A 25,839-nucleotide genomic window follows, 5' to 3' on the forward strand; every position below is an offset into this window, starting at 1 on the left:
AGAAAGGTCACCACAGAATGTCTAGCTATACACTCAATACCCCTCTGGATACTTATGCTAAACGAGCATCTACGCGAGCCATTTTCTTCGTCGCAGGATTTGCTATGGGGCTTTGGGCTTCGCTGGTGCCCTATGCACAAAATCGCCTGCATTTTGATGCTGGCTCATTAGGATTACTGCTGCTTTGCCTCGGGACAGGGTCACTATTGGCTATGCTTTTTTCCGGGAAACTTATTGGTCGTTTGGGATGCAGAAAAATCATGTTATTAGGCATCGCCCTCACCTGTATCTTCCTTCCAACCTTGGCAATCATTGACCAATTTCCCTTTATGGCATTATGCCTATTCTTTTTTGGTGCGGGTATTGGCCTCGCGGATGTTGCCGTGAATGTCCAAGGTTCACTGGTTGAGCAGTCATCTGATAAACCACTCATGTCAGGTTTTCATTGCCTTTTCAGTATTGGTTCAATCGCGGGCGCAGGCGGTGGAGCAATACTGTTTACACTTGGCTTAATGCCGCTAACAGTGACATTTATTGCTATTGGTGTCATCGCTATTATTACTGCCACGGTATTCAGTGAATTAATCCCCTTTGGGGATCATAAAGAACCTAATGCGGTGGGAATGACAAAACCAAGGCCTAATTTCCGCCTCGTGTTAATGGCATTAATGTGCATGATTTGTTTTATGGCGGAAGGTGCAATATTAGATTGGGGTGGTGTTTTCCTGACTAACGATCGTGGCCTTGATATTACGCATGCTGGCTGGGGATTTGCCATTTTTGGTGTAACGATGTCAATTATGCGTTTCACTGGTGACAAAGTTGTTAGCCTCTTGGGGCGCAAACGTGTATTGGTGCTGAGCAGCATTATCGCCATGAGCGGCTATGCGGTTGCGGTCATTATACCTGACTGGAAATTCACACTACTTGGTTTCGCTCTGGTCGGAATTGGGGCCGCAAATATTGTTCCCGTGCTAATAACACTGGCAGGTCAGGAAAAAGTCATGCCAGTTAATATGTCAGTAGCCATGGTCGCAACATTAGGTTATTTCGGCGTGCTGGGCGGGCCTGCACTGATTGGCTTTATTGCCCACTTAACTGACCTTTACACTGCATTTTCTATTGTGGCACTCACATTCCTTGTTATTGCTGTTGGTGCATTCAAGCTAAAATATGTCAACGAGTTGCCCTCGCTTCAAGAATAGATACAGCAGAAAATTATTTTTAAAAGTTTCGCTAAAGAAAAAAATTGTGACTGAGTATGGTAATTTTACCGCTAGCAAAAATTTGCTAGCTTTTTTTTAGACAAATAACGCTAAGATATTCTATATCAAGCTAATATCTTCAATATGTTATAGAGGGAAGCAAAATGAGCATTAAAATTGTTGCTGTTGATATGGATGGAACCTTTCTTAACGACCAGATGAGTTTTGATAGGAAACGATTTAGCACGCAATATTTGCAATTGAAAAATAATGGAATAAAATTTGTTGTCGCCAGTGGCAATCAATATTATCAGCTTATTTCATTCTTCCCGGACATTGCTCATGAAATCGCATTTGTCGCAGAGAATGGGGCCTATGTGAGTAATGAAAATGCAGAAATATTTTGCGGGGCGCTGTCGGATGAAAACCGTGAGAAGGTTCTAAAAATATTACTACCAATACCCTACCTTGATATCATCGTTTGCGGAAAAAACGGAGCTCATATGCTCAGTTCATCAGATAACGCTTTCTTCACCACCATGAGCAAATATTATCATCGCCTTAACATTGTTGATAATTTCAATCAGATAGATGAGCCCGCATTCAAATTTGCAATCAGCTTGCCCGATGAAAAATTGGCTGATTTTATGCAGTTCATTGAAACGGAATTAGCCGGCATTGTAGCCCCTGTTTCCAGTGGGCATGGCTCAGTTGACCTTATAATACCAGGGGTACATAAAGCCAACGGCATTAAATTGCTCCAAAATATATGGGGTGTGAAAGACGAAGAAGTCGTGACTTTTGGTGATGGCGGCAATGATGTAGAAATGTTACAGCATGCCGGTTTTGGATTCGCCATGGCAAATGCACCCGCTCGTATTAAAGAAATAGCGAAATATCAGGCAGACTCAAATAATGACTCCGGAGTGTTAAATATCATTGATAAAATTTTAAGCAAACAACCTCCGTTTGCATAAAATTTATGGCTCCCACAGGCCATCCTCATAGCACCTGATCAATAAAGCGCGAGCAGGTGCTCATTATTTTTCCCGTGAAAGCGAGTAAAGTTTCCAGTCCATAAAACTCATTCCTGATAACGAATTTAAGTAAGCAGAAAATGCGGGATATACGAAATACTAAAAGACAAAAAGGTAGACTAAATAACCATCTCCACAATATAATCAGATTATTCGTACACCAATATATATAAGGAGGATTGCCATGTTGACCCGTGAAATGTTTTTAGTTTCGCTCGTCCTTAGCGATCGTCATAGCTCAAGCACCCCCGGTATCGTACTGCGATAACCTGCTTGAGCGAAGCAAACTAATAATCTGAGAACTTCCCTCCGGCTTACCGGTTATCGTCAGCAATTTTCGACGATAGGCATTTTAATGCCTGAAAATCTGGATAAGCATCATGAGTACATTACTTTCTGCACAATCTGTCTGTTACAACAACACGTTCGGCCCATTGCTGACTGAGATCTCTTTTAGTCTGAAAAAAGGCGATCGCATCGGCCTGATTGGCCATAATGGCTGTGGCAAAAGTACACTTTTAAAAATCCTCAGCGGCGCACTTTCTGAAACTTCTGGCGCTATCACTGTGGCAAATCAATGTGTGATGGCGACCGTGGAACAGCATTTGCCCCCCGCCTTGAACAATGCCACATTGAAAGATGCGGTTATCAATCACCTGCCAGACAGCCTGCATCAACCTGAACATTGGCAAGCCGAAGTTCTACTCACCACACTAGGTTTTGATGAAACCTCCTGGTCGTTAACTGCTGGAACCCTGAGTGGCGGGCAGCATACGCGGCTGTTACTGGCACGAGCACTGGTGCGCCAACCCGATTTACTGCTACTGGATGAACCCAGTAACCATCTGGATTTACCGACGCTACTATGGCTTGAACAGTTCCTACAAAACTGGAGTGGCAGCTTTGTACTGGTATCACACGATCGCAGCCTGCTGGACCGCGTAACCAACTGTACCTGGATCCTGCGCGATAAAACTTTGCAATTCATTCGTCTGCCCTGCACTCCCGCGCGAAAGGCATTGGAGGAGAAAGACATTACCGATATCAATCGCCATCAGTCCGAGCAAAAAGAGATCGACCGCGTAGCGAAGAGTGCCAAACGGTTGGCTATCTGGGGCAGCGTGTATGACAACGAAAAACTGGCGCGTAAGGCTAAACAGATGGAAAAACAGGTCGAGCGAATGAAAGGAGAGCAAACGCGACTGACGGCCAGTCATCAATGGCAATTACAACTCCATGGCGAAGCATTACCCGCTGACCGCGTGTTGGCGCTGTCTAATTTACAGATACGCCCTGCGCCAAGAGCACCAGTTCTGTTCGAACTGGACGAGGTCAGGGTAAAAAGTGGCGATCGCATCGCGCTAGTTGGCCGCAATGGCTGCGGTAAGTCATCGTTATTACACCGTTTATGGCAAGCGTTTCACCAACCAGAAACCACCGACACGGGCATAGTTTTCCATCCCAAGGTCCGTGTGGGCTATTACGATCAAAGCCTGCAGCAATTACATGATAACGATTCGCTCAATGACGCACTGGTGCCTTTTGCACCATTAACGGAAGACCAGCGGAAAATGGCACTTATCGGCGCGGGTTTCCCTTATCTGCGCCACCAGCAAAAGGTCAGCACCCTCAGCGGCGGCGAGCGCTCGCGGCTGTTGTTTATCGGGCTTACGCTAGCGAACTATTCATTGCTGCTACTGGATGAGCCGACCAACCACCTCGATATGGAAGGTAAGGAGGAACTGGCACAAACGCTAAAAACGTTCAGCGGCGCAGTATTATTAGTCTCGCATGACCGCACACTGATTGAACAAAGTTGCAATCACTTTTGGTTGATCCACCAACAGCGGCTTGAGAACTGGCACGACTTAGCAGCGGTCTACAACATTCTGGCCGATAAAGTCGTTATGACATCGAGTTCAATTTCAGCCGTTGCCACTGAAGTCATTACCGCGCCAAGAGAGAGTGAGGAAGAGTGCTTGCTGACAACCTTACTGGAACTGGAAGCCAAACTGGCCGAGGATTTAGCGCGTAAACCTAAACACCAAAAAATCATCTTGCAACGTGAGTGGCAGCAACAAATCGACCAGCTTAATAAGCTGCTAGATTTGGGTTCTGAGGGCAATCGAAATTAAAACAGATTCAAATGCTTTAAACTTAAAGGTCCGGCGAGAAACGACTGAAAGGGTAAACTGGTTGGCTAAATCAAAATAATCATTTGAATAGCTCTGCGCGAGGATAACCAATAAGCCTCATCATTTCCTGATGGGGCTTTTTTATACATTTAACTATATCTGACCTGCACAAATAACCAACCGAGCCGGAGATTTTGGTCACTTCATATCCGATCTCTCAAGATTTAAGGAGCTAAAATCGCTGTGCTTACACTGGCAACAGATATAATCGTGAAATAGCATGGTGTCGTCATCTACATGAAAAGTTGCAATCAGTTCTTTATTAGGTGAACAGTCAGATTCGCCTGTCGACTGAAAATTCGTTATTATCTGCTGCCACTCTCCATCCGGTCAGCCTGATGTCTACGATTCGCGATACCTTTATTGCCCCGCCCTGCTATGACAAGATAGAAACGCTCTATCAGGACGATCACCTGGTGCTTATTAATAAACCCTCGGGGCTGCTCAGCCTCTCGGGGGAAAACCCGCAGAATATCGATTCAGTACATCATCGGCTGGTGCAGATATTCCCGGGTTGCACCCTGGTCCACCGCCTTGACTTCGGAACTTCCGGGCTGATGGTGATTGCCCGCAATAAGACTATCAATGCCGCCCTCTGCCAACAATTCAGTCAGCGCACAGTAACCAAGATCTACAGCGCTCTGCTTTGCGGACATCTGGACGACAACGAAGGAGTGATCGACGCTGCGATTGCTAAAGACCCGGCGCTGTTTCCGCTGATGTCGATTTGCGCAATCCACGGCAAGCCCGCTCGCTCCCATTATCGGGTCGTTGAGCGCTTTTATCACGAGTTGGAAGACAAGACGCAACTGCCGTTGACGCGAGTTGAACTAACCCCGGAGACCGGGCGCACCCATCAATTACGGATTCACTGCCAGCAGTTGGGCCACCCTATTTTGGGCTGCGACCTGTATGGTGGCCGCCTGCTGCCAGGCACAGAACAAACACCGCGGCTAATGCTACACGCCAGTGAATTGCATTTTATTCACCCCATCAGTGAAGAGCGGATCAATGCTCATCACGCCTGCCCGTTTTAGCCGAATGACAAACATGCATATCATATTTTTGCGCTATTCATAAACTGGCTGGCTATTAAATCTTAATGAAAAGTCCTGAAGGACTTTTCATATATAAGTATCGGCAAAACATTAACTACCACATCAAATCATCTGGCACTTTAAAATCGGCATACGGATCTTCTTCGTCTTGCTCTTCCTGACTAAGCGCACTATTTAATACAATACTGTTCGCGTCTCGCTGCATAATTTTATCCGCTACGACCGCGGGGATAATAGCGTATTCACTCTCACCACCGTTATCAACAACCAAACGAGCAATGGCGAGACGCCCACTAATCAGCTGAGCTTGAGTCAGTTTATCCACAACTATTTTTTTAATTAAATTATTATCTGTGAAGTTAAAACCAATATTGCCTTTTGAAATGTCGATTCTGTTCATTTCAATAAGCTGCTTCACCTGAGCTTTATACTCTTTAGATAAAGCCGCTTGTTTTTGTTGTTCGCTTAGCAGTTTATCGCGCTCAAGTTGTGCTTTTTTATTTTCTTCCACCGCCTCTCTTGCCTCACGAGCCTGAACTCGTGATTTTTTAGCCGTTCGTTGAACCTTAGCCATTTTTTTGCTGGTCACTAATCCAGCTTTTAGCATCTGCTCTTGTAAGGTGAGTTTTGTCATCTTATTTTCTAAACCAGTTGAATAATGTGTGGGATTATACCTGTAATTTTGGTGACTGTACCAGATTCCCGGTTGATGAAGATAAGCGGTGATAGCTGTAGCGCGGATTGCAAAGGTCTATTTTCCTGTGCGCGTAGCTCCCACAACCTTTTAATTGATAACCTCATAACTGCTTTGTTTCACATTTACATTCTTTTTGCACTTATCAAGATCACGGCCTAAGTTGATGACTAAACCTGTTCAGCACCTTGATTCAATGGCCTCCAAATTTGTTTTGGTCAGTTTCAGCGCATCCCACTGGTTAATAAAGTCTCAATTACTGATTATCTAACACTTTAATATATAAAAATTACTCTAAATTTCAATCTGATAAAAATATACCAGTAAGTAAATTATCATTGGTTTAATTATTGTTTCATCACTCCTTGTAAAATAATGGCCAATTAAACATATAAAGGAACCTTTTCATTTGAAAATTTCAATCATTGCAGTAACCGTTATATTCAGTGCCATTTTAAGCGGATGTGCAGTACAAAATGACAAAACACAGTTTCACGGCGTAGGTTTGACATATCAGTCAGATATCAAAAAGCTAGATAACGGAGATTACTTCACAGAGGTTGAAGCGGCACCGGCAGCAGGCCGAATTAAAGGTGCTATTGGCGCAGCCAGCAAAAAAGCATCAGACTTTTGTCGGGTACAAAATAAAGCCATGAAAGAAGTGAAGACTGATATAGATACTCATTTGCTGGTTAATGGTGTTGCTCATCTGACTTTCCAATGCGTCTAACTATCCGTAAAGATTATTAATTATCTATGATCCCCAGAGAGCTGTTGTAAAAATGGCTCTCAATCCGCAATTTGATTGGTATTCAACCGCTATCTATTTCTCCAGAGGTGGTGCGCTGATTCCCCGTGAAGAATACATCATGCGCATTGCCTACGGCGAAAACCACTGAGAAGATTTTCGGCATCTATTCCACGCGCTTAAGGAAGGAGTCTTGGAATAAACCGGGCACGCCGGTAAGGGATTTCTATGCATATTATTTAATGATACCACTGCCATGACGTTCACAAAGAATTACAGCTGACCGTTCTTAAAATACCGGTCCCAGTATGGTGGAGAACCAATTTCATCAACTAGGAATTTTAGGATTTCACGCGTGCGGTGAGAACGAAGCTTATTTTCAGGATAAAGAACGTGAATATAGGTCGGGACGGGCTCCGAAGAGATATCCCATTCAGGTAGTAGTCTTGTAAGGCTATTGCTTTCAAACAGGTCCGGGCTGAAAATCCACGTCGGAAACAGCACAATGCCTGCTCCATCCTGCGCAGCAGCGACCAGTGCCCCGGCATTATTGCTGCTGATCCCACCACTAACATCAATATTATTATACTTATCTTTTACCGATGTCCGGTAATACCAGCGCTGCGCGCCAGATACTCCCCGGTACAGCAGACAGTTGTGATTAAGGAGATCTTCCGGCCGTGCCGGTGTTCCGTGCTGCTTCAAGTAGCTTTGGCTGGCTGCAACAATATAACTCTGATCACAGATAACCTTTCCGAGCATACCGGAATCATCGACCGTACTTACCCGAAAAGTAATGTCATTTCCCTCCTGGATGGGGTCATTGAAGCTATCAGTAAGGGTTAATTCGACTGACACTTCTGGATACTTGACCCAAAGCCGGCTGATGAGATTTGCGATATGCAGCCTGCCCAGCGCCTCCGGCGCATTGATTCTGACTTTTCCACTGATGTGATGGCTGTCCTGTGCGATCTGCTCAGCGGCGTTGTCCAGCAGGTCCAGAGCCTCCCTGACCTGAGTCCGGAAGTAGCTACCTTTTTCTGTCAGTGTTACTGCACGTGTACTTCGGTAAAAGAGCTGCTGGTTGAGCTCCTTTTCAAGCGCTGCAATATCACGAGACACCGATGATGCCGGTACGCCGAAATGACGTGCGGTCGCGCGTGAGGGTCAGGGGTATCTGTTTAATCCCGGTATTTTCAATGACGAGCAAATCGCGGGCTGGAAGCTGACTACGGACTCCGTACACTCAGTCGGAGGGAAAATACTAGATAGCGCTGAAACATCCCCGTGCTAGTTAGCCCGCAGAAACTAATAATTCATAGGGGCGGAAGCTCACCACTTCCTCACCCACCCAATCATTTAATTCCATTAGCCGTTCCTGTAAAGGGCTAATTCGTTGATGGCAAATACCCGCGCGGTGCGTTTATGCGTCAGCGCCAGCAAAACATATTCAGGCACAACAAAACCCAGACGGATCCCCCTTTATTCCGCGCAAGAAAAAGCGCCGCGATAAACAAGGCAGCGTCAAGCGTAAGATGTTTACCAAACTGCGCACCGCCCATTTTATCAAAAATGAATCCAACGCCGATGAAGCTGTTGTCACTTTCAGTGGCAAAGTTAATAATCTGGTGCGGGTGCATCACTACGGCTTGCGGAATAAAGTCACAAAGAACGGGCCAACGGTTAAATATGAGTGCCGTCAGTTATTGGGCTTTACTGACGGCGATAGTGAATGGATTGGGGATCTGGCGTTGGATCTTATTGGTAAGTGAATTTTTCTCGTCCATTATTTAATTATATTTTCTCCCCATCTATTTGCTCGATTAAATGTTTTAACATCATTAAACCTTACCCCCATATCTTTCATTACTTTATGTGCAAATGGTGCTGATAGTTGCCTGATATAAAAAGGCTCATTTACAACAAAGTGATGTATTGCATGAGTGCTGCCAAAGTTAAAACAAAATAGGTTGAACGGTAAAAGCCACCAAGGATTAAGCACCTGCGTTTCCTGAATAGTATTGCCACTTTCATTATCACCATAATAATGCATGTTTGAGCTTACGAAATGTAAGCAAAACGACCACAGGATATTGGGCGCCGTGATTATTACCATTACTACATCAATAACATTGAATACTTTTAGCGTCATTTCTGACCAAGTTATTGCGACTCCAAGTAAAGGTGAAACAATATTTATCAAGTGAAATATAATAAATGAATATGCAATTAATGAGTGTAAAACTGAGAGTGGGAAAAATGCCTTAAGTGCCTTCTTAAATAACTTTCTTTTTTCTTCCCTCGATTTAGCTTGTAATATCACTACAGCTGTAGCAACTATAAAATCACTAATCATCCATAGTCTCAGCAGCCCCCAGCGCTGACCATTAGAAAGCAGCCTTTCTTCTAAATCCTCATATGTTCCTGGCATTTGGTGATGCCTTAGGTGAATTTTTCGCCTAACCCAAGGGTTAGCCGTACTAGGGCGAACACTCCATACTATGGCCATCATTATGTTATGCATGACACGATTCCTTTTGAAATATAAACTATGAATTAAATCATGTTCAATTTCATGTACCACAGAAAGGCAAAGGGCATTAATTATGATGCATCCCCACCATGCGATATACCCATTGAGATAACATAATGAACTAACGATAAAAATCCCAATAGAGAAAGATAATATACCAAGACCCAATGCATCCTGGTGCTTTAATATACCATATTTTCTCTCCATTTCTTTGCAGTGATTACTTATGGCCTTTCTTATTTTCTGAGATTTAATTCTGTCATCCTGTTTGTCTATATTAATATTGGTTGTATTCATAGTGTAATTCCTATAGTGATTAATTAGTATGATACAGGTGAGTAAATATCACATCATTCAGTATATAACTTCGAAGTTAACTCCTTTGTATAGTCAGCATTAGCTATTGGTGCTGTTATTAGTTCAGGTGGAGGTGAGATAAGGTTAATCAGATAGGTTATTTTCTCCATTGTAGGAACTATAGGACTTGGACTTTCAGATAGATAAGGTGAAAAGACATTAATTAAATCCAATAACAGCTCATCATCTAAAATATCTGAATTTTGTATCTCCTGAATAACCAAATCTAACCCGTAAGAGTAAGATAATATTTGTGCAGCAGCATGCGATAATGGGTTATGTTGACAATCAGCGACGACTTTCTTCTCTATTTCTTGAGCAAGATTGGCGGGAACAGTCATCGGATTATTAAATCGGTGTGTTCTAACCATATGCTTTGCAATTTGATATGACATTACTGAATTGTCACCAGCATAAGTTAATGCTGCCTCTGCGTCATTCTGCAATGTAATAATTTTATTATAATGATGAAATCCCAAGGCCCCACACATCAAACGACACTGACGCAAAACATCCAAACCCAACGATGTTCCAATATACTTTCCTGCGGAGGCTAGAATTTGCAACTCTTTATAAGAATGCTTATTTTCCCACGAGTTTATAAACATCCTGACAATTATCTTTCCCATAATCATAATCGCAGCCGACTTTAATAATTCAGGATATAATCGTTGGCAAAATAGAGGCTCCATAATTAATGTTTTACATGTTGGCTCATATGATATAATTCTATTTTGAGAGTATTTAAATGTAATATTAAGTGCAGTCGCTGAGGATTTTATTAGCATATACAATGGAATTAGTCTTTCTTGTAAAAAAGTTTCAAATAAATTTATATAACGCTGTGGTTGATCCATTTCGCTATGATATACGCCGTCAGAAGATATGCTGGAATAGCGTTGCAACATAGCATCAAGAGGAATACTAACCTGATTAAATCGAATTGCAGCCATCTGTATTCCGTGCATCCCTCCTTCAGGGCCTACGGCGATGATATTTATACCAGGAAATAATACCCCATCGTCCTTATCCCTTAATGGAACTCGAAACCAATGAGGGCCATGATCAATATCATTAACTATAAGTCTCGCTAATACCATACCCACAGATGCACTGTAGAGAGCATTCCCTATCCAAAACTTACATGAACCAGCGCTTGGGGAGTGAAGGCGCATTTTTTTTTGTTTATGGTCATAGGTTACCGTAGTTTCCAGATTCTTTACGTTAGTGCCGTTGGCAATTTCTGAACAACACATAGAGTATATGCAGTGCATGTTATTTACTTCATCATGATATTTCTCCATCTGAATAGGGTCAGACTGCGTGAACATAACATTCCCAGAAATCAGATGGGTAGATATCGATATTGCTAATGAGTGGTCGAACGCCCCAATTAAACCTATACTTTCACACAACTCATTGAACTTAACTTCTTTACCCTGCCCAAGCCACATATCATTGTGAATTAATTTCTCTTTGAAAATTAATTTCATTCTTTTTACAGTTAAATCTATATAGTCACGCTTGGACATGTGATACTTCAACTCAGCACTGAATAATGGCAACTTAAAAAGTTCTATAAGTTTATTATCAAAGTTCATACAAACTCCAAATAAATTGCTGTGATAATTCTACGCGAAAAACAAAAATACTAGGCATTAAAAATAACAAGCAAGATTAGTATAATAGTTATTAGAATATACATTACACATATTTCAGATTGATTATTAACCATCAACCAAGAAATATAATTATTATAATGAGGTTTTATTTAATAATTTATTTTACATTTATATTAAATGCAATGTTAATTAATTAAATACAATATTAACTAGCATTGCATTATTTAATAACCTAATTTCTCTTACTTTTTTATTTAACTTATTGCTTTCATTTAATTAAATGCTATATGTAAAAATCTAATTTGAAGCTCTGGGGGAACCTTTTATGCCATCCCTCACACAAAACCCATCACATGCCGCGCGCGCCCGTAGGCGGCAGACTGACTGCATGAATATCCTTATTGCTGGTCTTAAACGCCTGTTGGCTAACATTATCCGTATTGGCATCGTCTCAGAGGTCGATCTCGCTAACGGATTGTGCCGGGTCAAAATCGGCAACCTTGAAACCGATTGGCTCAATTGGTTAACCCTGCGCGCCGGTCGGGTGCGTTTTTGGTCTGCGCCCTCCGTGGGTGAACAAGTCATGGTGCTCAGTATCGGCGGTGAACTCACCACCGGTTTTGTGCTGCCCGCCATTTTTTCTGATGCCAATCCCGCGCCGTCACAATCGGCGGATGCCATTGTGATCACTTTTCCTGATGGCGCGCGTTTTGAGTATGAACCGGAAACCAGTCATTTAGCGGTGACCGGAATAAAAACCGCTGCAATCAATGCCAGCGAATCAGTGAATGCCACCGCCCCCAATATTGCCTGTACCGCTTCGGTCAAAATCTTGCTGGATACAGACCCATCCTCGCGGGTGAGCTTTTCAGCCCACACAGCGACGTTAAATCTGGCTCTAAAATCCGGCAGTAGCTTTGCCATCTGGCTGGCTGGCGTGAAAACCTTTTTAGCTTGTGCCATTTTGGTGGCACCGCAATAAACCTCAGCAGCATTCTCACCATCAGCGCAAAACATATACATACCAATGCCAGCCGCAAAGAATGACTTTCCATTTTTACGGCCTACACGGATATAAGCTTCTTTAAAACGACGTTTTTTGCCTTTCTTGGTTACCCACCCGAATATCGATGAAAAGATAAATAATTGCCAAGGTTCAGCTTTTAGCTTTTGCCCTTTTAGATCGCCACTGGAGTGAGGTAACAATTGAACAAAGCAACAGGCCCTTTCTGCCAGATCTCTGTCAAATCGGTAGGGGTAAGTTTTATCATTAATACTGTTTTTTAAATCATCGAGATGGCGCTGGCAGGCAAGCTTAATATATTTCCCAGCAAGTATTTTACCGCTGAGAATATCCCGAGCGTATTGCTGGGCGGCATTTACGTTCGGGTAGCTGGCCATTGAATGTTTCCGTGATTGTGTCCCTATCGATGTAACTATTCGATTGGGACCACGGTCCCAATTTTAAAATTGGTTAAATGCGTTATCACCCGGAACCTTATCTTTATTTGGCGGGTCGCTTCGAACACGGCTTGTTGGGTCCAGTCTTAAAACGACACTGAGCCTGATTAATTGAGAAATGCACTTATCGCGAGTTTTGACCGCAGAACCTAATTTAGCGCCACCGGCCGCAGTTTCATCAGAAAGTCCGGCAGTTTTTATTTCCTGATTGGCGTCATAAAGAATCTGAACCGTATTGCAATATTCCATCAGCAAATAGCAGTCCTGCATTTCGAAACCCTGTTTTATCAGAATTCGAATTGTCCGGTTCCATGCATCGATGGCCATCTCACCCATTAACTCATCAGGCGGTGAAACGGCACGAGTGACACTACCTTTTTGTTGCACTCCGTTTTGGGGTTTTGCACCACCGCCCGGAGCACGAATTCCAGCGCTCATAGGCAACACTCCAAATGTTAAAAAATGTCGAAAAAAAAAGATCTTATTACATGCGCGTAAAAATCTACCGGGACAGGCAGTACCCTAGGGCGAAAGGGGTTAGGGATTTACCCCCCCCCCTCCCTCTGCTTATAGATGATAATAGTTCTCATTAGTGACGTTAATGATATTGATTGTCATTTTTAGGTCTACTTCCCGTGGGTATCTAATTCAATTTCGGCACCAACCAAAGCAAGAGCTGTAAGCCCTTCACCATCAGGATGTTTTGCCAACACGTCTCGAATGGTTGCAGCACAGTCGCTAACCACGCTCTGCTGTTCCGGGGGTAATGTTGTGATATGCCCTTTAATCATCAGCAATGTTTGTTCTTGATAGGTCATTTGATCCTCTCTGTGGCAGTTTTCTTCCAGTGGCACGAAGCACAAAGTGATTCAAGGTTGTCATCGTCATCAGTTCTGCCGTGAGCCTTGGCAACTATGTGATCCACGTGTGTTGCCGCTTTGCCAATTCCATTGCGCCGGTGCTCTTGGCACAGGTAGCCGTCTCGCATTAAGATGCGAGGACGTATTAGATCCCACGGCCTACCATACCCACGCTCATGTCGTGACTGTCCTGGCTTATGCCGCTTCCATCCATCACTGGCATGTTCTGGCTTGTGCTTATCACAGTAGCCCGTTGCATCGATAGTTAACGCTGCACAGCCACTGTGTCTACAAGGCTTCTTTATTCTTGGCGGCATAGTAACCTCTGGTATCGGCCCGTGCTCATACGGTGTCACACTACAGATGGCACCCTTGGATCTTTTATCAGACATTCCAAATAGAAAAGCCTCGGACTATGCCGAAGCTCTGTGAAAGTTGCTAATATGCTTGGATAGGTTGGTATTACAATTTCTTTTAAAGAGATTTTTTGCATGCACATTGATACAAAGTATCGACTATTCGCACTCATCTATCTTACAGCAGCGTATGCTGCTGCTATCCCAGCAATCTATCTGGTACTAGATCTGATTATTGGTGGTGCTCTGATTGATATATGGAAAGGTGAATACTCATTTTTTGAGTTTCTTACATACCAAAAAATAACTTGTTTCAAGCTTTCAGCTGCTGGTGGCTTGCTGGGTCTGGTTTACTGGTTAGCTTTCTGCAGAAAGTACAGATACTTCGACCCACTAGATAAATATTTCAAATGAAAAACCACCGGCTTATAAGGCCAGTGGCGCAGGAATCTATATATCGTAAGGTGTTAAATGCTATTCACAGAGCTAAAATCGCCTCAATCTCTACATTTAGATCGGTTGAAAATAGTTGTGTAACCTGAACTAAAGAACTTGCTGGAAGATGCTCCCCGAAATTACGAAATAGCACAATGCGTAACTGTTCTATATCTTCCAGTGAAGTCACAAAAACTGTCACTTTAATTAATGAACTAAGAGAAGTTTTTTCTGCCAAAGCTATACGATGAAGCTGAGTAAAGATTTCCTCCGTTTGATCTGCAATACACTTCCCTTGAGATGCGGTTCCAAAAGCAGTCAGACCAGAAATATAGAGAGTTTCGCTATGTTTTACAGCATGAACGTAAGGCCCCTTAACTTGACCAAGTTCTGGATAATTCTTCCTGATTAGCCCATTCATTCCTCATATCCTTTTTTTGCTTATTAGGCACTAATCAGACCACATATTTCTTCTTAGACCAATAATCATTAATTTTTCCTCCCGGCATTCTGCCGCCAGCTAATGATTTCATCGAGCCGACCTTTACAGATCCGTAGCTCACGTTTCAAAACCAGCGCATACAACCCACTATCGCCCCAAGTGGTACCAACGAACTCAGGCACTTCACATTCAGTTAATGCTGATTCAGGGGGCCACAACTGGATTAATTCGGCTGACTTATGCGCGGGGCTATTCTTGCAAGATGCTAATGCTAGCGTCAGGCAGAGGCTTGATAGAACAATTATCACTCTCCGCCGAAGCCTTGAACCGCCGGAGCCGCTCGTCACTTTCATTGCGTAGTTTCCTTTCGTTTTCGAGTTGGCGGGTCGTAGCGATACGGTTGGCGGCTTCATTAGCTTGGTATGAATCGATGATATTGCCCAGCACCGTGTTAGTGGCTTGTTCAGCCACCAGCTCCGTTTCCGATTTTTCGACCTTATTTGAGAGGCGGTAGCTGTTAAATAGCAGGGCTGACACAACAACCACCAGCACGGTAATAACTATTCCGATGGCTTTATTCATCAAGCCCCCAGCACGTTAACTCGCTTTCCTGTGCACGGCGTTCTATCTGTCCGTAACAGTTGTTAGAGCGAATACGGCAATCTTTACCGCCGTCATGTATCCAGCGTTTAATCTCAGCGCACGCGCCTTTACGGTCTCCGGCGTTAAGTTTTCGGTAAAATGTGGAAGTGAAGCATTTGCCCGGGCCGATGTTATAGGGACAAAACGAAGCAATACCGGCAATCTGTGGTTCAGTCAGCGGTACCCGTACATTTTTCTTAACCCAACTTATGGCCTTGTCAGCCTCCAACTTGTTCACCGCTGCGCACTTTTCCGCTGATAGCTTCATCCCTTTCACTACCGGTTTGCCATCGACTTGAGTAGCACCACGGCAAACAGTCCAGATCCCCTTTCCATCTGAATAAGATGAAAGCCGGTTACCCTCTTTCTCATCCAAAAGCTGATCAAGAATTATTGTGGTTGGTGCTGCGACCATAATCAGAGCCAGGACAGCCGTGCTTAATTTACTTTTTGTCGAGGCCATCACTCACCATCCGGTTTATAGCCGTGACGACGGTCCCAAATCTTGATACCGGCATTAAGTAGGAATGTCAGAGCCATAAAAAATAACGAACCAAGAACGCCAATCACCGTCCATTCATCCGGAGTGAACCCAGCGATCAGCTCTTTTAACCAAAAAATAAAACTACCACCCGACACCAGGTAGGAAGTATTAGAAGCAATATTGCTCATTTTCATATCTCCCCCTCCCGCTTTGCGGGTTGGGCGCGTAGTTGAGGAATTTAGCCCACCAGCGCAGCCACTCATGCGGAGTAATGTGTGTGGAGTGATTAGGTGACTGATGGGCTAAAACAGAAAACCTCAACTACATGCATTGAGGCTAATTAAGTGATGATCTGATTTCTTCTACTGTTTGGTTAAATCGTTCTTCTTCAAAACCCTACTGAACGGCAATGCAGAGTATCTAAACATAAAAATACGTCTGCGCAGGATGAAGTCACGTGGTTTCAAGATTAAGAAAGATTCAAACTGAGTGTGCTGCTCCAATACGGAAAGCTGGACATGAGGTATTGAAAAAACAGAATAAGCAACCAAATGCAGGCTGCTTATTATTTTACTCAAAGTGGATGAATAACTTCTACTTTATGCTGAAAAACATAGGGGTCCGACAACAGGCAAAATTTATCATCGTCAGGGTAGGTGACAGCGATATGGTAGTCGTTACCTGCGAAAGCTTTAACTGCCTTAATATCCTCCCAATATGTTGCGAGGAAAAAATGCTCCCAGTTCCCTTGGGTAACTCTTCTTACAAAAGCACCTTTATTACCTACGATTTCCTGAGAATGCCTGACTCCCGTTAAATCAAGATGTACAGCAAAGTCCTCAGCATATTCAAGCGGTACACATCCATGCCATGTCCTTACAATCATTGCTCTTCTCCAGCGAAAATTGGGCTAATAACTTAACTGAAAAAAACAGGATCGACCAAAACAATATTCGGGGAACCACCATGCAGGGGGCACCAACCATTGGTGAGACAATGGCCTGAATAGATTGAGATATGAACCCGTTATTCAGTGATGCTCAGACGAATGTAGAGAGCAAAAAACCCCCGCCGAAGCGAGGTTTATTTGACTGTATAAGCGCTACTGCACAACCAACTCTTATCACAATAGTATGTAAAATTCGTAACGAATAGCTTTTTATGGTTTTTTTGTATTAGTTCAAACTGACACCTATTGTACTCTAGGCTCAATCAGATCTGACAGTCAGCCAATTGCGGACGTTCATAGTAATGGGGCATCTGTCTTCAGTTTAATGAGTTATGCATTACGGAATGTTTTCCGTCACTCCCTGGGGCTGACACCGAATGAGCCCCTGACGCGCAATATTTTCCCACACGGGACTCATTTGCGTTTCATGGGTAATCAACCGTTCCAGTAGTGGCCAGTGCGGCTGGTGTAGCTCGGAATTATGTAGATCGTCGCGATACGCCTTCAATGTATCCAGTACGTCAGTGACGGTTTGGGTGTGATGTTAGTTCATATTTTTTCCTCCGAATTGGGCAATGGCGGGCATTATCACTCGGAGTATATAAAAAGCAGGTAACGCAGAGAAAGAAATAAATCCCTGTCGGCGTTACCTGATCTGGCACTGTTGTTTTTCTCGAAGAGTAACGATGATGAAATAAAGTCTAAGATGCCGATCCCGAAGTGCCTGAGTTATAACTGCGTATTGATAGCTGCTAAATGTTAAAGCAACAGACGAGTTTATACCGTACCGGCTTAGGAGAATATCAAATGATTATTGATGAAATAGGATTCTTCGAGTGGGAAGGAGAAGAGAGCGAAAAGCCTGTGCCTGGCCATCTGACAATTGAGGATAACGGGAAAATTCAGCTTGAAATGCTAGCAAAGCTCCCAGGAGACGCGATGTCTCTTGATATTTTTAGCTGGACCCCCGTTGAGAATAAAACCATTCGGGGTGTGCTCAAGCAAACGGGCAGAACCGTGCTGCTTACCGAGCTGAAAGCTCGAGCTGGCTATCTCGGGCAGGAAATATTCTATAATCTTATCGCTGTACGTTGTTTTGTTGCGGACGACCCCATAGCACTCGACAAGTTAGTGGGGCTCAGTCTTCCCTTACATGACCTTGAAGAGTGGTACCTGGCGGGTAACATAAATATGTCAGAGCAGTCTGAGGATATATGGTCTCTCACCGTTGAAAAAAAACAGGACATATCGTGGTCCTTGACCCAGGGCGCTCTGAGCCTCAAAAATCACATCACCGGGTCTTATCCTCATAACAGAAGTCAGAATGTTAATGTGACTCTCGGCACCAGCTTCGAGTATGTGCATCATGAGGTGACAACCTTAGAGGTGCTTCTAAACTGGTTAAAGGGTTTTCAGGAGTTTATTTCCCTGATGATCAACGCGACCTATGCCTTTAAGTGGCCAGAGTTTTTATGGGCTGAAGGCAGCGAGACCCTGCATGCCAAGTGCTATTTTTCCTGGTCGTCCTTATCGGAGGATGATGTAACAACCGGTAAATACGCGCTCTCCTTTGAGCAGATCAAAGCTCGGTTTGGGGCCCTTCTGGATACGTGGTTGTTAAAAAGGGCAGCGCTGGGGCCAGGTATTCATCTTTATCTTGGTACCGTGAGAAACCGGCACCTTTATCTCGAGCATCAGTTTGTCAACATGGTCTGGGGACTTGAGGCGCTAAGCCGCAGAAGCGAGTTATCATCGGCGAAAGAAGTGCCAGATAAACAGGCCGCGAAAAGCCTGCGAATCCTGGCAGAAATCGAAGATAAAGTTAAATTCAATTCTAAAGATAAGCACTGGTTAAAAGATCGGCTTACCCAAGCCACAGAGCCCCCGCTTGAGAAACGCTTGTATAAGGTCCTTTTACCGGTGGCCTTCGATATTGACCCTGACCGACTCCGGAAATTTTGCACAAAATGCGCTGGTCTGCGCAATGACTTGTCACATTATGGCGGCGAACGCAGCCCGGGAGACTATGACGCTTTTATTCAAGACATTCATCCCAGGATGAAGGCCTTGAGACAGCTGTATAGACTGATTATTTTTAACATCATCGGCGTCGAGCATTCCCTGTTAAGGTGGAGCATGTATGACAGCCGGCAATCCTTGGAGTTTCTGCATTGGCTAACCGCAGCCGGTCTCATAAGCCAAGAAGTGTCTAAAACGCTCACGGGGCCAAAATCATCTCCACCCGCCGAGGAGTGATCGGCGATCCTGTACAGACTCACTTTTGTTCTTGGGGCGTGCGATCGCGCGGCCCCGTCTTCCTCTCCTTTTCTGGTATCTCACCCATTCAATGTTGCGTTTTTAGGCATGCCGGTATTCTCCACAACCATCGGAGTTTAAAAAAACAGCCTTTTCAGAACATGCTTTTGCAATACCCAGTCAGGTACTGAGTTCGACGCCGTGACTGAATCTGACTTGACGCCTCTTGTGAATTTTACTGGGCGACCGATCGCAACATACCTAAGCATCATCACCAAATGACCAAGATATCTAACATTTGAACGGCAGCTGTGTGCCAATAGCGGACATTGCTGGCACATGGTATGTTAGTTTAAAGGGCCATGCCCTGTATTCCGCCCTGGTACAATAGTTGCAAAAATCATTGTAGCAACGAATAAAAGCACTATGTTAAAACCAGATCACAATCCGTTCATTCTTGAATTTTAATAGCGCAGGTCATACATGGATATTCGCACACACAAAACAAATTTTTTAGAGTCGTTAGATTCAACTGAAGTGATACGCAAAGCAGTAAGTCTCGCTATAGATTGCATGATTGATAATGAAAATAGTAGTGAGGATATCCCCTTAGTTATTACCAGCTATGATGACTTCTGTAGGTCCCAGGTACTAGACTGTGTACAGAAATTTTGCGAAGTTGAGTACCCCAACACGGATAAATATTACTTTATTCCTAACCTGCTTCACATTAACGGCAGAACTAGTGAAGAAGCCTGTATTAACTTAATTAAATGCTTAAGAGGTACAAAAGGCATACTATTCTGGTCAGATGCCCCATCGTGGTTTGCTAGCCTCCCCGACGGATTATTCCATGTTGTTAACATTGATCATAAAACCGTTACTCGCGGCCTTAATAAGAAAAACTCTCAGCCGACAATAATCAATAAAGAGTACAGCGTAGACACACTACTATCAGAGCTATTCTTGAATTGCTCGCACATGGAGCAAACCAACGCAAACACCGTTTTTGAGGCAGACATGAAGTTCTATGATGAATGCCATGCTGGATTAATCAGACCAATACCCGCTCCAGTAGGCGCGTCATATGATGAAGAGATCAAAATTAATTCTCCATATTGGCAGAAGCTCGCGTGTGTAGCTTTACGCCGCTATCAGTCAAAGGAATGTCATGACGGAATGCAATGGGATACAACCGATAATGGCTGGATTAATGTAATCGCGTATCCGTTCATCAAAGAAATACAATCAATTGATAATAGTGGTTATCGACAATGTTTAGTTGGGCTAGTCACAATAAACAATTCAAATGTAAATTCCCCGTACCTATCTACCGTTTGGATACATCCATTTTATCGCAGGGGAGGGTTATTAAGTAAGTTATGGCCAAAATTACAAGAGCGATATGGAAGTAACTTCGAAATTGAGCAACCGAATGAAAATATGAAAGCATTTTTGAAAAGTGTGAAACATGCAGATTACTAATTTATGAATAAACCTGTAGGGTTAGGGTTGGTGTGAATAAGTGGAGTAACAGCTCAACGTGATGCTACGCAGATTTATTACATGCCTCGGGTTGCTTCAAGTTTGAGAGATTCGGTCAACCAACGTCGGTCCAAAATCAGGATACCGTTCCCTGGTGATCTTCAGCGCCAGCTCAGTCAGTAATGCTGGCAGCAGGCGATTTCCAGTTCGGCCGCGACTCTGGCTGTTCATGCCAAACGGCCCGGACTGTCGATAACGTTTCAGCAGACGGCTGCAATGGCGCGGCGTAATACCGAGCATGTCCGCAGTCTGGCCAGGACGCAGGTTGCGATCGAGGACATCCTGTAGAATTTTTAGGCGGTTGATTTCTTTCACGGTGAACATCCCGGCGTCATGTATAGCCATAGAAAACTCCTCATCAGGAAAAGTGAGTCGTTGACTAGACATACAGGTTTGAAACTATAACCTGGACATTTCTAATGAGCCACAAATAGACATTATCATTGAGCTTTGTCAAAGCTCAATGGAATTGTCTAATCGGTGGCTCGTTAGAAATGTCTATATATTGAAAAGGCCGCTGCGGGAGAGATTCTCGCAGCGGCCTCTTTAGCATAACGTCATTGTGCTTACCAAACTATCCAATTAATATATTTCTCTGACTTTTATTGGTAATGCTTTTACAATTTCCGTTAAGGCTTCTATTTCTGTACTTACATTTTTCCATACATATTTACTTAAAATTTTAGGAACTGGGCAGTCGCCCACAACTATAGTGATTATCTCAAACTCTTCTGGGCGATTTAATTTCTCATCAACAGCATGGTCAATTTCATTTCCTATATATTTTTCATCTTTGAACTCAGGTGTTATAAAAAACACAACAGAGCAAGACTCGGCGAACCCTTTCATAATAGCTCTATTTAGATTTGCACCTGCATTCATTGACTCTTCATCGAACCACGTTGAGTAACCAATTGATTTAAGGGATGTATTTACATTCCTGACAAAATCTTTATTAGCACTTTTGTGACTCAAAAATATTTTATTTGGTTTTATGCCCATAACTTTTTCATGCTTCTTCATTAATAGATAATATTCTTCTTGAAAAGGAATATCTACGGATAAAAACAACACACCATCTTTATCATCCAGATCAAGATATTGTTCGATAAGGTACCTTACTTCTTGCTTATTTTCGTTGGTTATTTTATCCACATTGACTACCGATTTGTTAATATCATCACCAATTCCCTTTTCATGAAATATTTGATTAATTCTACCGACATGCTTAAATATAAATATATCAGTACCTGCATACCCACCGACTTGTACAGATATTGAACTGCTAAGTAATGGCCAATTCCTAAGGTAACTTTGATGATTTTTCTCAACAATACTTTTATAAGTATTCATCATTCCCTGATACATAAACATTCGCTCATTCATAATTCACCTTATCAATACCAGTTGTTTTTACTCATGCCGTCGAACCTTTTCATTAGTTCAAAAATCACGCGATTTTAAAAGGTGCAGTGTAAGTAATACTGTGCCTTTGTACCGTTTTGGGTACTCGGTTTCTTGGTGTTTGGAATCAAATTTTTAGTGGCTAAAATCACCTCCAACGCCGTGAAGCGGTTCGGGGTTCTGTGACACCCGAACTTTACCGAGGTTTTTCGGGGCTTTCCTTTGTATATCATATCATTGAAGCTATTTCCTTTTACCGAAAATTTTCTCAGAACGTGACTGCAATGTCTTCAACGCTTCTAACATATCGTCGCCGTTTAGTGAGCGCTGGGATTTTTTCTCTGTGGGTTTTCTCCGTCTCCGCGATGGGTCATCTCCGGCAGGGAGTGCCTGCGAACGGTTATTATCACGTTTATCCTGAACAAGCTTGATAAATTCAAGTGTCCGCCCGAGGCGTTTGTTGTCCACGATAGTGCCCTGGTCGATTTCTTGGAGTCGATCATAGGTGGAGTAGGGAAGAACATCGCCATTAAGGCGGAGTTCTTTACGACCATCCGGGTAATGCCAGACATCGATATATTTCCCGATAGCCCTGCGGCTTAACTCATTATCTTCAATCAGATAAAGCACTTTGTCATACTGCACCGTCAGGGATTTTGAAACACGGCGTGGTTCCCGCCATGTGAAAAACGCTACCAAGTCATCGTCAGTTTCAAGTGGCCGGTGAACATCAAAATCATGCCGGGGTGCTTTCGCAAAGCGCCGGTTGTAATCGGCCATAAACTCATCTGCAAAATCATTGGCTGCATCCACTGAGGAAATACCCCTGAGCCGGAGCTCCTTTACCAGGCGATCCTGAAGCGCCAGATGGGCCCGTTCCACACGGCCTTTGGCTGAGCTGGTATTAGCGCAGATAGTCTGGATGTTCAGTTCGTGCATCGCACGACCAAACTGGGTATAACCATCGCCCCCGGTGGCGTTTTTATTGTTGATTCTGAAGACGCTGGCTTTATCGCTATATAGCGCCAAGGGTTTGCCATGCTTTTCCAGGTAGCCCCGCGTGGCTTCAAAATAGGTGAAGGTAGATTCTGATTTAACAAAGCGAAGCTGCATCAGGCGGCTCGTCGCATCATCAACGTAGACCAGAGCAGTACAGGCGGGCGCACGGTTCTCGAACCAGTGATGGTCGCAACCATCAATCTGTATCAGTTCGCCGCAGCAAGCCCGGCGATAGCGTGGCTGCTGAATTTTTGGCGCACGTTGCTTGCGGGGGACCCAGAGTCCGGTTTTTATCATAAGCCGTCTGAGCGTTTCCTTACCGAGGACAATACCGTGATTTTCAGCGAGCTTTTCCCTTGCCAGCGTCGGTCCAAAATCGGGGTAGCGTTCCCGGATAATATTAAGCGCGAGCTCAGTCAGTGATATGGGCAGCTGACGGTTTCCTGTGCGGCCGCGACTCTGGTTATTCATCTCCAATGGCCCGGACTGACGATAACGTTTCAGCAGACGGCTGCAATGGCGCGGCGTAATACCGAGCATTTCAGCAGCCTGGCCAGGACGCAGGTTGCGATCGATGACATCCTGAAGAATTTTGAGGCGGTTGATTTCTTTCACGGTGAACATTCCGGCGTCATGAATAGCCTCAGAAAACTCCTCATCAGGAAAAGTGAGTCGTTGACTAGACATACAGGTTTGAAACTATAACCTGGACATTCCTAATGAGCCACAAATAGACATTATCATTGAGCCACTACACACTTTGTCAAAGCTAAGTTCAGATGTCCGCATCAGGGCAAAGTTGAAATGTCCGCTCTGTACCAAAGGCGGACATTGCTGGCTCTTTAGATTTAACCTTTAAACAGGCGTTAACGTGCCAGTAACTGTAACAAATAGCATCTAAACTTCTTATAAGTCATTTAAGGAGAATAGAACTATATGCGCATCCCAGATTACCCCTCCCGAGATTCTGATAAATGGGCACATGTAGATGCCTGGTTTGCTGAAAAGCTCGTCCCTGAAGGATCAGATTTAAAATACATTCTCGCTATTAACGCAAATCAAGGATTACCCACACACGATGTATCTGCCTTACAAGGGAAAATGCTGGCCATCTTCATTCAAATGACACGTGCTGTACGTGTTCTTGAAATAGGAACGCTTGGAGGGTACAGCACGATCTGGATGGCCAAAGCTTTACCACCAGATGGGATCGTAACTACCATTGAATTTAATAAGCATCATGCAGAGGTTGCGCGCCAGAATATAAACAATGTAGGCCTGACTGAGCGCGTTGAGCTTCACACTGGTGCTGCACTGGATGTCTTACCCACCCTTAAAGCACCCTTTGACCTTATTTTTATCGATGCAGATAAAGTGAATAACCCACATTATCTGGAATGGGCAATCAAACTGTCGAAGCAAGGTACTGTAATTGTGGGTGATAACTCTGTGCGCGGCGGTAATGTGATTGATTCTGATAGTGAGGATCCTAACGTGAGAGGTCTGAGAGAGTTTATTCAGATGATTTCGGAGGACGAGCGACTTGAAGCTACAGCAATACAAACTGTTGGTGAAAAGGGATGGGATGGTTTCGTCTTGGCTATAGTTAAAGCCACATAATTATCCACGTTACCAAAACAGATTTCAGCCGCCGTCAGGCGGTTTTTTTAATCTATTGTCTGAAGCTGGCTAAAACGTCACGTTCCTTATGGATAATTGCGCAATGATTTCACTTATACTTTCATTGTAGCCCACTAGCCTTGCAAGCTTCTTAGCCAACTTCCGCTTTTCGCTCTGAGCAGACATTACTGAGTCCGCACAGCATTGACTAAAAAGGAACGGGTCAGAGTATCTTTATTGCGCTACTAAATGCACAACTATAATTAAAACGGTTGTTCTTTTAAATGGATGAAATTATGAGTTCACTCAACATGCATTTCAACATTCTAGCCGGCTACAACGCCTGGGCGAATGAACGGTTATATTCCAGCGTTGGAAAGATTGGAGAAGATGCTTACCGTAAAAACTGCGGCGCTTTTTTTGGGTCTATCGAGGCGACGCTGAATCACATGCTAGTGACGGACAGGATATGGAGACATCGTTTAAACGCATTACCTGAAACAGGGTATCGGCTGGACCAGATACTGTTCAACAGTGATTTTCCCGGTCTGGAAATGGCGCGAAGAGAAGAAGATAAAAAGATCGTTGGTTTTATCATAGGATTATCAGAAACCGATTTAGCTGGCATAGTCTCCTACCGGCGGGCTTCAACACCAGAACTTAAGCAGCAGGTAATCTGGTCTGCTCTGGCTCACTGGTTTAATCATCAAACCCATCACAGAGGGCAGGTCCATGCAATGTTGACCCGCGTATCCGGGGAGGCACCCGAACTGGACTTGCTGATATATCAAAGGCAGCTAAACGATAAATATTAGCTTGGCGATTGACCTGCTCCCTGCAGATCAGTATACCGTGATGGTAGTATTGTTTTGCCAACTTCCGCTCTTCGCTGTGAGTTCAACGGGTCGGTGCAACGCTATCCTTGATCAAGGGGGAC

The 25,839-nt window shown here is 43.8% G+C and carries 27 protein-coding genes and 2 pseudogenes; 12 read left to right on the forward strand and 17 right to left on the reverse strand.

What is annotated here, in order from left to right:
• Window positions 1-17: 17 nt before the first annotated feature.
• The 4 genes from F0T03_RS12385 (at window position 18) to F0T03_RS12400 (ending at window position 5,474) form a co-directional block, all read left to right on the forward strand.
• The gene (locus tag F0T03_RS12385; RefSeq protein ID WP_159678648.1) at window positions 18-1,205 is read left to right on the forward strand and encodes an MFS transporter; all 1,188 of its coding nucleotides are present in this window, start codon (window positions 18-20) and stop codon (window positions 1,203-1,205) included.
• Window positions 1,206-1,369: 164 nt separating this feature from the next.
• A complete protein-coding gene (locus F0T03_RS12390; protein WP_159678650.1) occupies window positions 1,370-2,182 on the forward strand; it encodes a Cof-type HAD-IIB family hydrolase in 813 nt (270 codons plus the stop codon).
• Between the two features lie 440 nt (window positions 2,183-2,622).
• Window positions 2,623-4,377: an ABC-F family ATP-binding cassette domain-containing protein gene (locus tag F0T03_RS12395; protein ID WP_159678652.1), complete on the forward strand. Its 1,755-nt coding sequence runs from the start codon at window positions 2,623-2,625 to the stop codon at window positions 4,375-4,377.
• A gap of 398 nt (window positions 4,378-4,775) precedes the next feature.
• Window positions 4,776-5,474, forward strand: a complete 699-nt coding sequence (locus F0T03_RS12400; RefSeq protein ID WP_159678654.1) for an RluA family pseudouridine synthase — start codon at window positions 4,776-4,778, stop codon at window positions 5,472-5,474.
• Window positions 5,475-5,589: 115 nt separating this feature from the next.
• On the opposite strand, the gene F0T03_RS12405 is transcribed toward F0T03_RS12400, so the two are convergent.
• The gene (locus tag F0T03_RS12405) at window positions 5,590-6,129 is read right to left on the reverse strand and encodes a DUF2058 domain-containing protein (protein WP_145554635.1); all 540 of its coding nucleotides are present in this window, start codon (window positions 6,127-6,129) and stop codon (window positions 5,590-5,592) included.
• A 469-nt stretch (window positions 6,130-6,598) separates the two neighbouring features.
• Between F0T03_RS12405 and F0T03_RS12410 the strand changes: the two genes are divergently transcribed.
• Window positions 6,599-6,919 carry a hypothetical protein gene (locus tag F0T03_RS12410; protein ID WP_159678656.1) on the forward strand — a complete coding sequence of 107 codons (321 nt, stop codon included), beginning with the start codon at window positions 6,599-6,601 and terminating at the stop codon, window positions 6,917-6,919.
• Between the two features lie 291 nt (window positions 6,920-7,210).
• Here F0T03_RS12410 and F0T03_RS12415 read toward each other — a convergent pair whose 3' ends face one another.
• On the reverse strand, window positions 7,211-8,059 hold the full coding sequence (locus F0T03_RS12415; protein WP_159678658.1) for a LysR family transcriptional regulator: 849 nt from the start codon (window positions 8,057-8,059) through the stop codon (window positions 7,211-7,213).
• Between the two features lie 291 nt (window positions 8,060-8,350).
• Between F0T03_RS12415 and F0T03_RS12425 the strand changes: the two are divergent.
• Window positions 8,351-8,709, forward strand: a pseudogene (locus F0T03_RS12425) (phage virion morphogenesis protein); the annotation flags it as partial.
• A gap of 14 nt (window positions 8,710-8,723) precedes the next feature.
• Here F0T03_RS12425 and F0T03_RS12430 read toward each other — a convergent pair.
• On the reverse strand, window positions 8,724-9,767 hold the full coding sequence (locus F0T03_RS12430; RefSeq protein WP_159678660.1) for a fatty acid desaturase: 1,044 nt from the start codon (window positions 9,765-9,767) through the stop codon (window positions 8,724-8,726).
• 53 nt (window positions 9,768-9,820) lie between these two features.
• Window positions 9,821-11,428 carry an acyl-CoA dehydrogenase family protein gene (locus F0T03_RS12435; protein ID WP_159678662.1) on the reverse strand — a complete coding sequence of 536 codons (1,608 nt, stop codon included), beginning with the start codon at window positions 11,426-11,428 and terminating at the stop codon, window positions 9,821-9,823.
• A gap of 409 nt (window positions 11,429-11,837) precedes the next feature.
• Here F0T03_RS12435 and F0T03_RS12440 point away from each other — a divergent pair, with 409 nt between their 5' ends.
• Window positions 11,838-12,431: a phage baseplate assembly protein V gene (locus tag F0T03_RS12440; RefSeq protein ID WP_246169959.1), complete on the forward strand. Its 594-nt coding sequence runs from the start codon at window positions 11,838-11,840 to the stop codon at window positions 12,429-12,431.
• Here F0T03_RS12440 and F0T03_RS12445 read toward each other — a convergent pair.
• The 4 genes and pseudogenes from F0T03_RS12445 to F0T03_RS12460 all read right to left on the reverse strand — a co-directional run.
• A pseudogene (locus F0T03_RS12445) lies at window positions 12,416-12,850 on the reverse strand (terminase large subunit domain-containing protein); the annotation flags it as partial. The gene F0T03_RS12440 and the pseudogene F0T03_RS12445 sit on opposite strands and share 16 nt — an antisense overlap.
• A gap of 63 nt (window positions 12,851-12,913) precedes the next feature.
• The gene (locus F0T03_RS12450) at window positions 12,914-13,348 is read right to left on the reverse strand and encodes a P27 family phage terminase small subunit (RefSeq protein ID WP_167515576.1); all 435 of its coding nucleotides are present in this window, start codon (window positions 13,346-13,348) and stop codon (window positions 12,914-12,916) included.
• A 188-nt stretch (window positions 13,349-13,536) separates the two neighbouring features.
• Window positions 13,537-13,728 (reverse strand): hypothetical protein, encoded by a 192-nt coding sequence (locus F0T03_RS12455; RefSeq protein ID WP_159678667.1) that lies wholly within the window; start codon window positions 13,726-13,728, stop codon window positions 13,537-13,539.
• Window positions 13,725-14,087: an HNH endonuclease gene (locus F0T03_RS12460; protein ID WP_159680855.1), complete on the reverse strand. Its 363-nt coding sequence runs from the start codon at window positions 14,085-14,087 to the stop codon at window positions 13,725-13,727. Before F0T03_RS12460 ends, F0T03_RS12455 begins: the two co-directional genes overlap by 4 nt.
• Window positions 14,088-14,261: 174 nt before the next feature.
• Between F0T03_RS12460 and F0T03_RS12465 the strand changes: the two genes are divergently transcribed.
• Entirely contained in the window at window positions 14,262-14,540 is a 279-nt protein-coding gene (locus F0T03_RS12465; RefSeq protein ID WP_159678669.1) for a hypothetical protein, read from the forward strand.
• 64 nt (window positions 14,541-14,604) lie between these two features.
• On the opposite strand, the gene F0T03_RS12470 is transcribed toward F0T03_RS12465, so the two are convergent.
• The 6 genes from F0T03_RS12470 to F0T03_RS12490 form a co-directional block, all read right to left on the reverse strand.
• Entirely contained in the window at window positions 14,605-14,982 is a 378-nt protein-coding gene (locus tag F0T03_RS12470; protein WP_159678671.1) for a RidA family protein, read from the reverse strand.
• Window positions 14,983-15,050: 68 nt separating this feature from the next.
• Window positions 15,051-15,356, reverse strand: a complete 306-nt coding sequence (gene lysC / locus F0T03_RS21915; protein WP_425511037.1) for an Rz1-like lysis system protein LysC — start codon at window positions 15,354-15,356, stop codon at window positions 15,051-15,053.
• Window positions 15,253-15,585, reverse strand: a complete 333-nt coding sequence (locus F0T03_RS12475) for a DUF2570 domain-containing protein (RefSeq protein ID WP_159678674.1) — start codon at window positions 15,583-15,585, stop codon at window positions 15,253-15,255. Before F0T03_RS12475 ends, lysC begins: the two co-directional genes overlap by 104 nt.
• Complete coding sequence (locus F0T03_RS12480) at window positions 15,578-16,108, reverse strand: lysozyme (protein WP_159678676.1); 531 nt, start codon at window positions 16,106-16,108, stop codon at window positions 15,578-15,580. Before F0T03_RS12480 ends, F0T03_RS12475 begins: the two co-directional genes overlap by 8 nt.
• Entirely contained in the window at window positions 16,108-16,323 is a 216-nt protein-coding gene (locus F0T03_RS12485; protein ID WP_159678678.1) for a phage holin, read from the reverse strand. Before F0T03_RS12485 ends, F0T03_RS12480 begins: the two co-directional genes overlap by 1 nt.
• A gap of 380 nt (window positions 16,324-16,703) precedes the next feature.
• On the reverse strand, window positions 16,704-17,015 hold the full coding sequence (locus F0T03_RS12490; RefSeq protein ID WP_159678680.1) for a hypothetical protein: 312 nt from the start codon (window positions 17,013-17,015) through the stop codon (window positions 16,704-16,706).
• Between the two features lie 870 nt (window positions 17,016-17,885).
• On the opposite strand from F0T03_RS12490, the gene F0T03_RS12495 reads away from it, so the two are divergent.
• Both F0T03_RS12495 and F0T03_RS12500 read left to right on the forward strand, forming a co-directional pair.
• Window positions 17,886-19,334 (forward strand): HEPN domain-containing protein, encoded by a 1,449-nt coding sequence (locus F0T03_RS12495; protein ID WP_159678682.1) that lies wholly within the window; start codon window positions 17,886-17,888, stop codon window positions 19,332-19,334.
• Window positions 19,335-19,817: 483 nt separating this feature from the next.
• Entirely contained in the window at window positions 19,818-20,819 is a 1,002-nt protein-coding gene (locus F0T03_RS12500) for a hypothetical protein (RefSeq protein WP_159678684.1), read from the forward strand.
• A 96-nt stretch (window positions 20,820-20,915) separates the two neighbouring features.
• Here the strand turns inward: F0T03_RS12500 and F0T03_RS12505 are convergent, their stop codons facing one another.
• From F0T03_RS12505 to F0T03_RS12515, 3 genes are all read right to left on the reverse strand, one after another.
• Window positions 20,916-21,224 (reverse strand): helix-turn-helix domain-containing protein, encoded by a 309-nt coding sequence (locus tag F0T03_RS12505; protein WP_245000894.1) that lies wholly within the window; start codon window positions 21,222-21,224, stop codon window positions 20,916-20,918.
• 237 nt (window positions 21,225-21,461) lie between these two features.
• Entirely contained in the window at window positions 21,462-22,265 is an 804-nt protein-coding gene (locus F0T03_RS12510; RefSeq protein WP_159678686.1) for a toll/interleukin-1 receptor domain-containing protein, read from the reverse strand.
• A 261-nt stretch (window positions 22,266-22,526) separates the two neighbouring features.
• Window positions 22,527-23,906: an ISNCY family transposase gene (locus F0T03_RS12515; RefSeq protein WP_425511054.1), complete on the reverse strand. Its 1,380-nt coding sequence runs from the start codon at window positions 23,904-23,906 to the stop codon at window positions 22,527-22,529.
• A 312-nt stretch (window positions 23,907-24,218) separates the two neighbouring features.
• Here F0T03_RS12515 and F0T03_RS12520 point away from each other — a divergent pair, with 312 nt between their 5' ends.
• Together F0T03_RS12520 and F0T03_RS12525 are read left to right on the forward strand one after the other, a co-directional pair.
• Entirely contained in the window at window positions 24,219-24,902 is a 684-nt protein-coding gene (locus F0T03_RS12520) for an O-methyltransferase (protein ID WP_159678690.1), read from the forward strand.
• 284 nt (window positions 24,903-25,186) lie between these two features.
• Entirely contained in the window at window positions 25,187-25,717 is a 531-nt protein-coding gene (locus F0T03_RS12525; RefSeq protein ID WP_159678692.1) for a DinB family protein, read from the forward strand.
• The last annotated feature ends 122 nt before the right edge of the window (window positions 25,718-25,839 follow it).

It is taken from the genome of Yersinia canariae, assembly GCF_009831415.1.
Lineage (GTDB): Bacteria > Pseudomonadota > Gammaproteobacteria > Enterobacterales > Enterobacteriaceae > Yersinia > Yersinia canariae.

Bases quoted from the DNA above. Each gene is read 5' to 3' on its own strand.
- F0T03_RS12385 (WP_159678648.1), top strand. From the start codon at position 18: ATGTCTAGCTATACACTCAATACCCCTCTGGATACTTATGCTAAACGA.
- F0T03_RS12390 (WP_159678650.1), top strand. From the start codon at position 1,370: ATGAGCATTAAAATTGTTGCTGTTGATATGGATGGAACCTTTCTTAAC.
- F0T03_RS12395 (WP_159678652.1), top strand. From the start codon at position 2,623: ATGAGTACATTACTTTCTGCACAATCTGTCTGTTACAACAACACGTTC.
- F0T03_RS12400 (WP_159678654.1), top strand. From the start codon at position 4,776: ATGTCTACGATTCGCGATACCTTTATTGCCCCGCCCTGCTATGACAAG.
- F0T03_RS12405 (WP_145554635.1), bottom strand. From the start codon at position 6,129: ATGACAAAACTCACCTTACAAGAGCAGATGCTAAAAGCTGGATTAGTG.
- F0T03_RS12430 (WP_159678660.1), bottom strand. From the start codon at position 9,767: ATGAATACAACCAATATTAATATAGACAAACAGGATGACAGAATTAAA.
- F0T03_RS12435 (WP_159678662.1), bottom strand. From the start codon at position 11,428: ATGAACTTTGATAATAAACTTATAGAACTTTTTAAGTTGCCATTATTC.
- F0T03_RS12440 (WP_246169959.1), top strand. From the start codon at position 11,838: ATGAATATCCTTATTGCTGGTCTTAAACGCCTGTTGGCTAACATTATC.
- F0T03_RS12450 (WP_167515576.1), bottom strand. From the start codon at position 13,348: ATGAGCGCTGGAATTCGTGCTCCGGGCGGTGGTGCAAAACCCCAAAAC.
- F0T03_RS12455 (WP_159678667.1), bottom strand. From the start codon at position 13,728: ATGACCTATCAAGAACAAACATTGCTGATGATTAAAGGGCATATCACA.
- F0T03_RS12460 (WP_159680855.1), bottom strand. From the start codon at position 14,087: ATGCCGCCAAGAATAAAGAAGCCTTGTAGACACAGTGGCTGTGCAGCG.
- F0T03_RS12465 (WP_159678669.1), top strand. From the start codon at position 14,262: ATGCACATTGATACAAAGTATCGACTATTCGCACTCATCTATCTTACA.
- F0T03_RS12470 (WP_159678671.1), bottom strand. From the start codon at position 14,982: ATGAATGGGCTAATCAGGAAGAATTATCCAGAACTTGGTCAAGTTAAG.
- lysC (WP_425511037.1), bottom strand. From the start codon at position 15,356: ATGAAAGTGACGAGCGGCTCCGGCGGTTCAAGGCTTCGGCGGAGAGTG.
- F0T03_RS12475 (WP_159678674.1), bottom strand. From the start codon at position 15,585: ATGAATAAAGCCATCGGAATAGTTATTACCGTGCTGGTGGTTGTTGTG.
- F0T03_RS12480 (WP_159678676.1), bottom strand. From the start codon at position 16,108: ATGGCCTCGACAAAAAGTAAATTAAGCACGGCTGTCCTGGCTCTGATT.
- F0T03_RS12485 (WP_159678678.1), bottom strand. From the start codon at position 16,323: ATGAAAATGAGCAATATTGCTTCTAATACTTCCTACCTGGTGTCGGGT.
- F0T03_RS12490 (WP_159678680.1), bottom strand. From the start codon at position 17,015: ATGATTGTAAGGACATGGCATGGATGTGTACCGCTTGAATATGCTGAG.
- F0T03_RS12495 (WP_159678682.1), top strand. From the start codon at position 17,886: ATGATTATTGATGAAATAGGATTCTTCGAGTGGGAAGGAGAAGAGAGC.
- F0T03_RS12500 (WP_159678684.1), top strand. From the start codon at position 19,818: ATGGATATTCGCACACACAAAACAAATTTTTTAGAGTCGTTAGATTCA.
- F0T03_RS12505 (WP_245000894.1), bottom strand. From the start codon at position 21,224: ATGGCTATACATGACGCCGGGATGTTCACCGTGAAAGAAATCAACCGC.
- F0T03_RS12510 (WP_159678686.1), bottom strand. From the start codon at position 22,265: ATGAATGAGCGAATGTTTATGTATCAGGGAATGATGAATACTTATAAA.
- F0T03_RS12515 (WP_425511054.1), bottom strand. From the start codon at position 23,906: ATGTTCACCGTGAAAGAAATCAACCGCCTCAAAATTCTTCAGGATGTC.
- F0T03_RS12520 (WP_159678690.1), top strand. From the start codon at position 24,219: ATGCGCATCCCAGATTACCCCTCCCGAGATTCTGATAAATGGGCACAT.
- F0T03_RS12525 (WP_159678692.1), top strand. From the start codon at position 25,187: ATGGATGAAATTATGAGTTCACTCAACATGCATTTCAACATTCTAGCC.